The organism is Clostridioides sp. LIBA-6822, assembly GCF_056688955.1.
Genome location: NZ_CP196995.1, coordinates 2,852,927 through 2,866,202, shown reverse-complemented (window position 1 = coordinate 2,866,202; position 13,276 = coordinate 2,852,927). Strand labels below are relative to the sequence as shown.

The 13,276-nt window shown below is 29.3% G+C and carries 10 protein-coding genes; 8 read left to right on the top strand and 2 right to left on the bottom strand.

All coding sequences use genetic code 11. From position 1 onward, the window contains the following. The first annotated feature begins 127 nt into the window (after positions 1-127). The 8 genes from ACTG48_RS13785 (at position 128) to ACTG48_RS13750 (ending at position 11,158) form a co-directional block, all read left to right on the top strand. The gene (locus ACTG48_RS13785; RefSeq protein WP_479917121.1) at positions 128-1,441 is read left to right on the top strand and encodes an APC family permease; all 1,314 of its coding nucleotides are present in this window, start codon (positions 128-130) and stop codon (positions 1,439-1,441) included. Positions 1,442-1,614: 173 nt separating this feature from the next. Then, positions 1,615-2,784, top strand: a complete 1,170-nt coding sequence (gene hemW, locus ACTG48_RS13780; protein WP_479917120.1) for a radical SAM family heme chaperone HemW — start codon at positions 1,615-1,617, stop codon at positions 2,782-2,784. A gap of 102 nt (positions 2,785-2,886) precedes the next feature. Continuing rightward, positions 2,887-3,906: a heat-inducible transcriptional repressor HrcA gene (gene hrcA / locus ACTG48_RS13775; RefSeq protein ID WP_004454754.1), complete on the top strand. Its 1,020-nt coding sequence runs from the start codon at positions 2,887-2,889 to the stop codon at positions 3,904-3,906. Positions 3,907-3,935: 29 nt separating this feature from the next. Beyond that, on the top strand, positions 3,936-4,556 hold the full coding sequence (grpE, locus tag ACTG48_RS13770) for a nucleotide exchange factor GrpE (protein WP_021385289.1): 621 nt from the start codon (positions 3,936-3,938) through the stop codon (positions 4,554-4,556). A 91-nt stretch (positions 4,557-4,647) separates the two neighbouring features. After that, positions 4,648-6,495: a molecular chaperone DnaK gene (dnaK, locus tag ACTG48_RS13765; RefSeq protein ID WP_021385295.1), complete on the top strand. Its 1,848-nt coding sequence runs from the start codon at positions 4,648-4,650 to the stop codon at positions 6,493-6,495. 210 nt (positions 6,496-6,705) lie between these two features. Next, on the top strand, positions 6,706-7,860 hold the full coding sequence (dnaJ, locus tag ACTG48_RS13760; protein WP_021385307.1) for a molecular chaperone DnaJ: 1,155 nt from the start codon (positions 6,706-6,708) through the stop codon (positions 7,858-7,860). Between the two features lie 956 nt (positions 7,861-8,816). Then, on the top strand, positions 8,817-9,752 hold the full coding sequence (locus ACTG48_RS13755) for an ROK family protein (RefSeq protein ID WP_021385304.1): 936 nt from the start codon (positions 8,817-8,819) through the stop codon (positions 9,750-9,752). A 32-nt stretch (positions 9,753-9,784) separates the two neighbouring features. Beyond that, the gene (locus ACTG48_RS13750; protein WP_479917119.1) at positions 9,785-11,158 is read left to right on the top strand and encodes an MFS transporter; all 1,374 of its coding nucleotides are present in this window, start codon (positions 9,785-9,787) and stop codon (positions 11,156-11,158) included. 186 nt (positions 11,159-11,344) lie between these two features. On the opposite strand, the gene ACTG48_RS13745 is transcribed toward ACTG48_RS13750, so the two are convergent. Both ACTG48_RS13745 and ACTG48_RS13740 read right to left on the bottom strand, forming a co-directional pair. After that, the gene (locus ACTG48_RS13745) at positions 11,345-12,112 is read right to left on the bottom strand and encodes a PucR family transcriptional regulator (protein WP_479917118.1); all 768 of its coding nucleotides are present in this window, start codon (positions 12,110-12,112) and stop codon (positions 11,345-11,347) included. Positions 12,113-12,141: 29 nt separating this feature from the next. Beyond that, complete coding sequence (locus tag ACTG48_RS13740; RefSeq protein WP_021385312.1) at positions 12,142-13,251, bottom strand: ABC transporter ATP-binding protein; 1,110 nt, start codon at positions 13,249-13,251, stop codon at positions 12,142-12,144. Between the last annotated feature and the right edge of the window lie 25 nt (positions 13,252-13,276).

The window sequence follows — 13,276 nt, the reverse complement described above, 5'->3', positions numbered from 1 at the left end:
ATTTTTAAATGTATAGAAACTTAATCTAAAATTAGCAGATTAATATAAAAAAAAACTTTGGGAATACTAAAACCATAATTTATAAAATTAATATTTTATGCACTATAAAACAGTGAGGAGGGACAGTATGCGTACTCAACTACAAAAGACTATTGGTCTTTCAGCAGCTCTTTCTACTGTTGTAGGTATGGTTATAGGTTCGGGAGTTTTTTTTAAGCCACAAGCAATATACACTACAACTAATGGAGCTCCAGGTCTAGGTATTATAGCATGGCTTTTAGGTGGATTTATAACAATAACTGCAGGTCTTACAGCTACAGAAATCTCAGCTGCTATACCAAAAACTGGTGGTATGATGATTTATATCGAAGAGATATATGGAGAAAAGTTAGGTTTTTTAACTGGATGGATGCAAACTGTATTATTTTTCCCAGGTACATCAGCAGCACTAGGAGTAATATTTGCTCAACAAGCATCTGAGCTTTTGGGCATGAGTCCAAATAATATGTCTAATGTACTTCCTATAGCAATTGGAGTTATATTATTTCTAGCATTACTAAATATAATAGGCTCATCCCTAGGGGGAAAAGTTCAGACAGTAGCAACTGTTGGAAAAATGATACCTTTAATTTTAATAATAATTTTTGGATTTATTAAAGGTCAAAGTAGTGAAGTGTTAAGTCCATTTGTAGGCGATGGTGTCAGTATATCAAATGCACTTGGACAAGTATTAATAGCAACTTTATTTGCATATGATGGATGGATAAATGTTGGAGCTATATCAGGAGAAATGAAGTCTCCTGAGAAAGATTTGCCAAGAGCAATAGTTGGTGGTTTATCATTAGTTATGGCAGTTTATATTATAATAAATATAGCTTATCTTTGGGTAGTGCCAGCAAGTGAATTAGCAACAGTTACCTCACCAGCTACATTAGTCGCAACAAGATTATTTGGAAATTTAGGTGGAAAAGTAATAACTGTGGGTATATTAGTATCAGTATTTGGTACGTTGAATGGATATTTATTGACAGGTTCAAGAATACCATATACACTAGCTGAAATGGGAACTTTACCAGCCTCTAAAGCTCTTTTAAAAGTAAATTCTGGAGGTTCTCCTGTAAATTCAATATTACTTATAACTGTATTAGCCTGTGTATATGCATTATCTGGTCAATTTAATCTTCTTACAGATTTAACCATATTTTCGATATGGGTATTTTATGTACTGACTTTCATAGGAGTCATGAGACTTAGAAGAGAAAAACCTGATTTACACAGACCATATAGAGTTCCTTTATATCCAATAATACCAATCATAGCTATACTGGGAGGTCTGTTTGTAATAATAAATCAACTATTGACTTCAACCGTAATATCTTTAGGTGGAATATTTATAACACTATTAGGTCTACCAGTGTATTATTATATGAAGAAAAGATAAGTACTTAGTTTAAGTTAGATGAATTTGGATAAAAGTTAATTTTTACTTTTATCCAAATTTTTTATAATATTACATAATATAAGTGTTTTATATGTTACTTGATGTGATATCCTGTTTGATTTATAATTTAGTAACTGATGTTTTAAGATAATTTAAGAAATGAGGAATAAAAAATGTTAGGACTTTATATACATATTCCATTTTGTGTGAAGAAATGTAAGTATTGCGACTTTAATTCTTACAAAATGGACATAGATTCAAAACGAAGATATATAGAAGATTTAAAAATTGAAATGGAGTTATACAGTAATAAATTATACAAAGATAATAAAGATAAAGAAGATTACTGTCTAAATGGAAATGATACAATAACTAGTATTTTTGTAGGGGGAGGTACACCTAGTATACTGACATCTGATGAAATAAGAGAAGTATTTACAAGCATAAGAGAAATGTTTAATGTGGATGATGATGCAGAAGTAACTATAGAGTGTAATCCTGGTACATTGACATTAGAAAAATTAAAAGCTATGAAAGACATTGGTATAAATAGACTTAGTATTGGCTTGCAAGCTGTTCAAGAAGAGCATTTGAACTTTATAGGAAGGATACATACTTATGAAGAATTTGAGAAAAACTATAAAGATGCATTAAGTGTAGGTTTCAAAAATATTAATATAGATTTAATGTACAGTCTTCCAAATCAAACTCTATATGACTGGAAGGAAACACTTCAAAAAATTACAGACTTAAATCCAACACATATATCAGCCTATTCCCTTATATTAGAAGAGGGTACTGAGCTATATAATATGTATGAGAGCAATAAGTTTGAACTTATAGATGAAAATGTGGACATAGAAATGTATGAGTATACAATAAACTATCTAAAATCAAAAGGATATAATCAATATGAAATATCAAATTACTCAAAAGAAGGTTATAATTGTGAGCATAATATTTTATATTGGGAATGTGAACATTATGTAGGTCTTGGAGCAGGAGCTTCTGGCTATATTAATAAGAATAGATATAATAATTTGGAATCTTTAGATGACTATCATTTAAGTTTAGCAAAAAGAGAAAAACCAATACAAGAAAATGAGATTCTCTCTGAAAAAGATATGATAGAAGAGAAAATATTTATGGGACTTCGAATGAACAAAGGTATAAAATTTGAAGATTTCAAAAAAAAATTTGGACTAGATTTTAAAGAAAAATATAGTAAGCAAATAGAAATGCTATCAGATAGAAAGCTTATAAATCAGAGCTTTGAAGGTATACAATTAACTCAAAAGGGAAGGGAAATATCTAATAGTATATTTATAGAATTTATGGAATGATTTTTTAAGTGTTGACAAAATAAATTTATAATGGTATATAATATATATAATCTTTTTAGCACTCAAACTTGGTGAGTGCTAACAGCTAGGAGGCATACTGAGATGGAATTAAATGAAAGAAAATTAAATATCCTCAAAGCTATAGTTAAAGATTATATAGAAACAGCTGAAGCTATAGGTTCTAGAACAATATCTAAAAGACATGATTTAGGTGTTAGTGCTGCTACCATAAGAAATGAGATGGCTGACCTTGAAGAATTAGGGTACTTGATTCAGCCTCATACTTCTGCGGGTAGAGTTCCGTCTGAAAAAGGCTATAAGTTATATGTAAACTCTCTTATGAGTAAAAGCGAATTGGATGATAATGATAAGATTCTTATTGAGCAATGTATGAATCATAATATAAATCATATAAAAGAATTGATTCATGAAACTTCCAAGCTATTATCTCAACTAACAAACTATACGACTGTAGCAGTTACTAAGAGTTTAATAAATCAAAGTGTTATAAAGCACATACAATTAGTTGCTATGAATGACAATAATATTTTACTTATAGTTGTAACAGATAAAGGAGATTTAAAAAAAGCTAACCTTACAACTAATGTATATTTAGATCAATCTAAGTTAAACTTGATTTCTGATAATCTTACAAGGAAGCTCTTAGGTAAAAGTATAACAGATTTGGATGATAATCTAATTGCTTTTATTAAATACGAAATAAGTGAGTATTCTGGACTTATAGATGAGCTTTTAAATGCTTTGAATTCAAATATGAAAGAAGAAGATTTTTCTCTATCATTAAATGGAGCTACTAATATATTTAGCTATCCAGAATTTAATGATGTATTAAAAGCAAAGTCATTTTTAAATATGTTGGAAAAAAAGGAAACAATAGCTGACATAATTAAATCAAAGGGAATACAAAAGGACAATCTAAATATAATAATTGGTAGTGATAATGATTGTGAATTGGCACAGGATTGTAGTATAGTTACAGCAACTTATAATGTAGATAGAGACTTGGTTGGGCGAATAAGTTTTATAGGCCCTACAAGAATGGATTATGCTAGGATTTACTCTATAATAAATTATATGAGTTTATTAATTAATAGAAAGTAAAGAAATTTTAAATTGAGAGGTGTAAAGTCTTGGATAAAAAAAATGAGCAACAGGAAGTAAAAGAAGAAAATGATACTTCTATTAACCAAGAATCTGAAACTCAAGTAGAGTTAGAAGAGGAAATTGTTAATGAAGAATGTGAGGAATCAAGTGAAACAAGTGATGAAAAAGAAGTTGATGATGAAAATGTAACAGATATAAATTCTAAATTAGCAGAAAAAAAATTGCAAGACGAATTAGATGAATCAAATGATAAATATCAAAGACTTCAAGCCGAATATGCAAACTATAGAAGAAGAACTCAACAAGAAAAAGAGACAATAGGTGTGTTTGCAAATGAAAAGATAATAACTGAGTTAATACCAGTTATAGATAGTATGGAAAGAGCCTTAGATGCATGTGAAGATAAGGAAGATACTATGTATAAGGGTATAAGCCTTGTACATAAACAGTTAATAGACACTCTAGTAAAATTTGGAGTAGAAGAAATAGAAGCAGAATCTAAGGAATTTGACCCTAATTTACACTTAGCAGTTATGCAAGAAAGTGTAGATGGAGTTGAAGCAAATCAAATAGTAATGGTGCTTCAAAAAGGATATAAGCTAGGAACTAAAGTTATAAGACCTTCAATGGTTAAAGTTTCTTGCTAAATATAAATTAAAGGTTAAATTATTTAACCTAATATAAAATATTCAAATAAGTAAAACTTAATTATATAATTACTCGAGGAGGATTTTAGTCATGGGAAAAATAATAGGAATAGATTTAGGAACAACAAATTCATGTGTTGCAGTATTAGAAGGTGGAGAAGCACAAATAATAGCAAATAGCGAAGGTATGAGAACTACTCCATCAGTAGTAGCATTTACAAAAGATGGTGAAAGAATAGTTGGAGAGCCTGCAAAAAGACAAGCAGTTACAAATGCAGATAAAACAATAACTTCTATAAAAACTCATATGGGAACTGATTACAAAGTAAATATAGATGGAAAATCATATACTCCACAAGAAATATCAGCAATAATATTACAAAAATTAAAATCAGATGCAGAAAGTTACTTAGGACAAACAGTAACAGAGGCAGTTATAACAGTTCCAGCTTATTTTACAGATGCTCAAAGACAAGCTACTAAAGATGCTGGTAGAATAGCAGGGCTTGATGTTAAGAGAATAATAAATGAACCAACAGCAGCAGCACTTGCTTACGGTATGGATAAATTAGACCAAGAAAAGAAAATCTTAGTATTTGACTTAGGTGGAGGAACTTTTGACGTATCTATACTTGAAATAGGAGATGGAACTTTCGAAGTTTTAGCTACAGCTGGTAACAATAGATTAGGTGGAGATGATTTTGACCAAATAGTAATAGACTATTTAGCAGATGAATTCAAAAAAGCTGAAGGTGTAGACTTAAGAAATGACAATATGGCTCTTCAAAGATTAAAAGAAGCAGCAGAAAAGGCTAAGAAAGAATTATCATCAACAATGAATTCAAACATAAACTTACCTTTCATAACTGCTACAGCAGAAGGACCAAAACACTTAAATATAGACTTATCAAGAGCTAAATTTGAAGAATTAACTAGAGGTTTAGTTGAAAAAACTATGGAACCAACTAAGAGAGCTTTACAAGATGCAGGACTTTCTACAGGTGATATAGATGATGTATTATTAGTAGGTGGTTCTACAAGAATACCAGCAGTACAAGAAGCTGTTAAGAAATTTATAGGAAAAGAGCCTCACAAAGGTATAAATCCAGATGAGTGTGTTGCAGCAGGAGCTTCTATACAAGCAGGAGTTTTAGCAGGAGACGTTAAAGATTTATTATTACTAGACGTTACTCCATTATCTCTTGGTATAGAAACAATGGGTAATGTAATGACTAAGATAATAGAAAGAAATACTACAATACCAACTAAGAAATCTCAAGTATTCTCAACTGCTGCTGATAATCAAACAGCTGTTGATATACATGTTCTTCAAGGTGAAAGAAGTATGGCTTATGACAATACAACTTTAGGAAGATTCCAATTAACAGATATACCACCAGCACAAAGAGGAATACCTCAAATAGAAGTTACATTTGATATAGATGCAAATGGTATAGTTAATGTTTCAGCTAAAGACTTAGGTACAGGAAAAGAACAAAAAATAACTATAACATCAAACACTAATTTATCAGAAGCTGAGATAGAGCAAAAAGTAAAAGAAGCTGAAATGAATGCAGAAGCTGACAAACAAAAGAAAGAAAAAATAGAAGCATTTAACCAAGCTGAATCTACTATATATCAAACTGAAAAGACTTTAAATGAACTTGGAGATAAAATAAGTTCAAGTGATAAAGAGGATATAGAAAAAGCTATAGAAAACTTAAAAACTGTAAAAGACAAACAAGATGCTACAGCAGAAGAACTTAAGAAAGCTACAGACGAAGTAATGACTAAGTTCCAAAAAGTATCTCAAGAAATGTACCAACAAGCAGCGCAAGAACAACAAGCAGCACAAGGTGCAGAACAAGCTCAAGACAATGGACCTAAAGATGACAATGTAGTAGATGCTGACTTTAAAGAAGTAGATGAAGACAAATAAGATATATAATATGTAACGCTAAATTATAGCTAGATAATATATGATTTATGAAAATCATATAGATATTAAAGATATATGGACAATATACATCATAAAGAATATAATATATCATAGATTATATAACTTAAAGTAGAATATAAGAATTAATGATAGCTTGTAGTTTATTATTCTACAAGCTATCGTTTTGTAAAATGAAGGTGGTGTCAATTTTTGAGTACAAAAAGGGATTATTATGAAGTCTTAGGCATCAGTAAAGGTGCAGAAGCTCAGGAAATAAAAAAAGCTTACAGAAAATTAGCAATGAAGTACCATCCAGATAGAAATCCTGGAGATAAAGAAGCAGAAGAAAAATTTAAAGAGATAAATGAAGCTTATGAAGTACTATCAGATGATACAAAGAGAAAAACTTATGACCAGTTTGGGCATGATGGACTAAATGGCCAAGGAGGCTTTGGTGGTCAAGGAGGATTTAACGGTCAAGGCTTTGGTGGTTTTGAAGATATGTTTGGAGATATATTTGGTGACATGTTTGGAGGAGGCTTCGGAGGTGGAAGACAGAGAAGAAGAGGTCCTCAACGTGGTGCGGATATAAGACAAAGTGTTAGTATATCTTTTGAAGAAGCTGCATTTGGTAAAAAGATGTCTATAAAGGTAAACAGAAGTGAAGAGTGTGAAGAGTGTGATGGAACTGGAGCAAAACCAGGTACATCAAAGAAAACTTGTTCAACTTGTAATGGAACTGGTCAAGTTAGAACTGTTCAAAGAACTCCATTTGGTAATATAGCAAGTTCAAGACCATGTAGTGCTTGTAATGGAACTGGGGAAGTTATTGAGTCTCCATGTAGTAAATGTCACGGAACTGGAAATACAAGAAAAGTTAAGACTATAGAAGTAGATATACCTGCAGGTATAGATGATGGTCAAATGATAAAACTTTCTGGTCAAGGTGAAGTAGGAGAAAAAGGTGCTCCAAGAGGAGACTTATATATTGTAGTTAATGTTAAGTCACATCCACTATTTACTAGAGATGGAAATGATATTTACTTTGAGATGCCAATTACATTTGTTCAAGCAACTTTAGGTGATGAGATAGAAGTACCTACTTTGGATGGAAAAGTTAAATACAGTGTACCAGAAGGAACACAAACTGGAACTGTATTTAGACTTAAAGAAAAAGGAATTCCTAGAATTAGGGGTAATTCAAGAGGAGACCAGTATGTTAAAGTTGTAGTTGAAATCCCTAAAAAATTAAACGACAAGCAAAAAGATCTATTAAGAGAATTTGCGAAGGAGTGTGGGTCGAACGTCCACGAAAAGAAAAAAACATTTGGACAGAAGATAGAAGATATGTTTAAGAAAAAGTAATTAAAGTAGCCAATATATAATCATATTTTTGAAATCTTAGTTATTTGAGAGATTTTCAACGGATATTATGATTTTTATATTGGCTATTTTCATGTAAAAAAATTAAAACTGAATATAGAAAATTTTCTGAAAAATACTTGTCTCACAATATATAATATGCTATAATATAATCAAACAATAGAAAGGGGTGATTCCAGTGGGAACGGATGTGGTACTGCCAAATGATGAAGAAAACTCAATTATAATCTATAAGATAAAATTAGATACTTTTAGTGCTGTATTAAGTACTGGAAAAACTCATAAGCTGGGATAATTATTGTAATTACCTAGACTTAAACCTTTGATAGTAAAATAGTAATGTTATATAGACAAGGTATCTAATTTTTAAATCTTTTGTATAGTGTAAATTAAAATTTTTACAAAAGATTTATCTAATTATAATTAAGTTAAAGGAAAATAATTATAAATTGATTTTATGTACATGTGTAAAGAAATATGTATGTATTATTAGTTGCTGTACTAGATATGTATGTAAAGAAATATGTAGCTAGATATATGTATGTGTAAAGAAATATACATGTAATGTGTATTAAGGTTTTTAGTATAGATTGGATGAAGATAGAAGTGGCTTTTGCAGAAAGTTAATTTATACCTACTAAAAGATATACTTAAGATTTGTTTGATTTTTAGTTATAAATAATATTGTAGATAAAAAATAAGTAGAGATAAAGATTTAAAATACTTGTTTTAAATATAGTTTGTTTTGAACGCTTAACAAATTAAAATAATTAATAAAATAGACATCTTCTCGCAGTAAAGATATACTGTGGGAAGATGTTTTTACTTTGTGTATAAACTGTTATGAAAAATTTGCATAGTGTCACATTTTAATATACTATATATATAATAAAATATAGAGTAAAATTAAATGATTCAAAAGAGAAAGGTGAAGAAAGATGTATTATATAGGTGTAGATATAGGTGGAACAGGTATACAAGCAGGGGTAGTTGATGATAATGGTAAAATACTTTTTAGGTCGGAATGTAAGACCGTGATTGAAAAAGGCTTTGAAGGAGTACTTAATGATATAAAAGTAATGATTGATAAGTTGTTAGAAGATAATAAACTTACTATTAACAATATAAAATCTATTGGATTTGGTGTACCTGGATTTATAAATAAAGATGATTTAGTAACCTGTGTAAATTTAAAATGGGAGAGAAAAGATTTTAATAAGGAACTAAAAAGAATCTTTCCAAATGTTGAAATTAATGGAGAAAATGATGCAACAGTAGCAGCACTTGGAGAAGCAAAATTTGGAAGTATGAAGGGTGCTAATGTTGGTGTTTTATATACTTTAGGAACTGGTGTAGGTGGAGGAATAATAATTAATCAAAAAGTTTTTTCTGGAGCACATGGATTAGGTTCAGAAATAGGTCATCAAATTATAGGAGAAAACTATTTTGATTGTAATTGTGGAAATAATGGTTGTGTAGAAACTTTTTGTTCAGCGACTGCAATTATAAAGTATTCTCAAAAGTTGATACAAGAGGGACGAGAAAGTATGATTTTAGATTTAGCAGAAGGAAATTTAGAAAATATAAATGCAAAGATGGTGTTTGATTCATATAGAGAAAATGATGAAGTTGCAATTGAAGTAATAAATAGATTTAAAGAATATTTAGCTAAGACTTTTGCAAATACAATAAATTCTTTAGACCCAGAAATTATATCTATTGGTGGAGGTATTTCTAAAGCTAGTGATATAATACTTGATGGAATAGAAGATTTGGTAAGAAAATTTGTATTGTGCAAAAAAGAAGAGATAGCTACAATTACATGTGCAACTTTAGGTTCAGACGCAGGAATTATAGGAGCAGCTTTTTTATAAGGTAAAGGAGTTGCTTATTGGAGGCATGATATATGAGTAAAATAAATGCTAGAAGAACACTTTTTTTGATAGCTATAGGTTCAGGAACTATGCTTAATCCTCTCAATTCCTCTATGATTTCACTTGCTTTACATAGTATACAAAATGATTTTCATATTAGCTTTACAACGGTGTCTTGGATTGTTTCAGCATTTTATTTAGCTAGTGCCATTGCACAACCAGTTTCAGGGAAGATAGGAGATTTAATAGGTAGGAAAGTCTTGTTTTTGAGTGGTTTGATACTTGTGATTTTGTCGGCATCTATAGTACCATTTGTTCAATCATTTTTTATATTGATTTTTATAAGAGTAATTCAGGCTATTGGAACAAGTACTCTATATCCATCTGGTGTTGCTCTTATACAAAATAATATAAAGGAAAGACAATCTTCTGCATTGGCTGTTTTAACCATCTTTGCTTCAACTACAGCAGGATTGGGGCCAACACTTGGGGGATTATTGTTGGATTTAGGTGGATGGCATGCTATATTTCTTGTAAACATACCTATTGTTATAGTTTCTATATGTTTAGGATATTTTTTATTTCCAAAAGAAACAAAAGGGAAAAACTGTATAAAAGAGACTTTAAAAAATGTTTTATCGAGATTAGATATTATTGGTATACTTTTATTTTCAATTGCAATGATTTTTTTATTAATATTCTTGTTATCTATGAAAGAGTCTCTTAATTTAGAACAACTTGTATTGGGTGTAATATTGATGTGTATTTTTATTTGGCATGAGCTTAGAACAAAATTACCATTTATAGATATTAAGTTATTTGTAAATAATCCTAAACTGTCAAAGGTTTACTTACAGTTTATTATATTAAATTTCTTTAATTATATTTTGTTTTTTGGTCTTCCTAGTTACTTTCAAGATGCACTACATTATAGTGCAAAATCGACTGGGTTATTTATGTTATTTATGTCTGGTATAGGTATATTTATATCTCCATTAACTGGGAGATGGATAGACAAATCTGGTACTAGATTGCCTCTGATGATGTCATCAATTTTTATGCTGATTAGTGCAGTACTTCTTGCGATAATTTTTGTTCATATACCAGTAGTTGGAAAGGGTATTATTTTATCATTAGCAGGTATTAGTTATGGAGTTGGAAATGTGGCATTACAATCCTCTATGTTTAAAGAAAGCCCTTCTGACAGTATAGGAACAGCTTCAGGTCTATTTCAAACTAGTCGTTATTTAGGTTCCATTTTAGCAACGGTCTTACTTGGAATGGTATTTGAAGCAAGCATAACATCAGCACAGTTTCAAATATTAGGTTATGTTATGGTGGTTTTAGGTACAATAAGTTTTTTATTGAATTTTGTTTTAAAGAAAGAATTAAGAACAGTAAAATAGTAAATTTATGCCTTTAATAGGTTTAACATTTAATATATTTGAAAATATTGTTTGTAAAACATGAGTGATTGATATTTATAAACTTCAAGCCTTGAAATGAAGAATACTTAATAGGTATACAATATTATGAATTAAAATTAAGCAGAACTTTGAACTAATATTTCAAAGTTCTGCTTAATTTAGTACTTAAATTTTTTTATATAGAAAATAAGATTTGACACTCAGATAAAAAATCATTGCATTTTCAAAGTTCTTTAAATCAAATCCAAGTATATCATTAATCTTTTCCAACCTATAGACTAGCGTATTTCTATGTAAAAACATACTAGTAGATGTCTTAGAAATATTTAAGTCATTATTTATAAACTTTATTCCTGTATATAGAAGTTCTTCATCAATAGATTTAATCTTATTAAAGTCTATTAATTTATTAAGTATATTGTCCTTGTTAATCAAATCAAAAGTTTTATATCTAATAAGGTCAAATAAATTTAAAAATTTATTTTCAGCATTATCTTTTACAATAGAAGGCAGTAAATCAGAACATAATTGAACTCTAAAATTAAAGTCAGATTTATTATCTAACTCACCAAGATAAAAAATATAGGTACTTTGATAAGTTTCAGTTTCAATTATATTTTGTGTAGTTACATTAATATCTAAGTCGTATTTAGAATTTACAACAAAGAAATCATTGTGTTGTATTATATTTATATCATCATATAAGTTGTAAAAAATATTTTTTAGATATTCAAAATCTATATGGGCTTGATAAATTAAATAAAAGTTACCTTTTAGATTATCAAAATTATTTTCATCTAGAAAATCAACAACATAAATAGTATTATTGAAAGTAACTAAATTGCTATTAGAGTTCAAACTTTGATTTTCATACGGATAGATATTTATTTTTTTATTAAGTTGTCTTTCTAAAAAACTTTTTAAATCTTCCATAAAGTCTCCTTAAAAATAAGATTATATCCTTATCTTATAGCCAAAGTAGTTTCTTTGTCAAATATGTGTATTCTACTGTTATCAACTGAAAGTGTTAAGTCATCACCAACATTAATTCTGTTTTTACTATCAAATCTAATTGTTATCGTATTTTCACCCAGTTTTAAATGAGCATAAGTTTCTGCTCCCATGAGTTCTTTTATTTCAATCTTTGATTTAAAACAAGTGTCTGGATTGGCTTTAATAAAAGCATCTTCTACATGAATATCTTCTGGTCTGATGCCTATAACAACTTCATTATTAATATAATTATCTTTTATTAAATCGTAGTGTTTTTCTTTATCTAATTTAAGTTTAATATTTTCATTTTTTGCATATATTTCATTGTTATCTTCTATTAATGTTACATCAATAAAATTCATCTGTGGTGCTCCAATGAATCCTGCAACAAAGATATTAGTTGGATAGTCATATACATCTTGTGGGGTTGCAATCTGTTGAACCACTCCGTCTTTCATTACTACGATTCTATCAGCCATAGTCATAGCTTCAACTTGGTCATGTGTCACATAGATAAATGTAGTTCCAAGCTGTTGGTGAAGCTTAGTTATTTCTGTTCTCATGGCAGTTCTAAGTTTTGCATCTAAGTTGGATAGAGGTTCATCCATTAAGAATACTTTAGGATTTCTAACTATTGCACGTCCTAGAGCAACTCTTTGTCTTTGTCCACCAGACAATGTTTTAGGTTTTTTATTTAAAAGGGGTGTTAAATCTAATATTTTAGCAGCTTCTTTAACTTTTTTATCTATCTCATCTTTGGATAATTTTCTAAGTTTAAGTGCAAATGCCATATTTTCATAAACTGATAAATGTGGATATAGAGCATAGTTTTGAAAAACCATAGCTATATCTCTATCTTTTGGTTCTATATCATTGACTAGTTTATCTCCAATGTATAGTTCTCCTTCAGATATTTCTTCAAGACCAGCAATCATTCTAAGTGTAGTTGATTTACCACAACCAGATGGACCTACTAAAACGATAAACTCTTTATCATTGATATCTATATTTATATTTTTTACTGCATTAAATCCATTAGAGTAGAGTTTTGATATATTTTTTAAGATTACTTCTGACATTGTGTTCTCCTTAATATTTAAATTT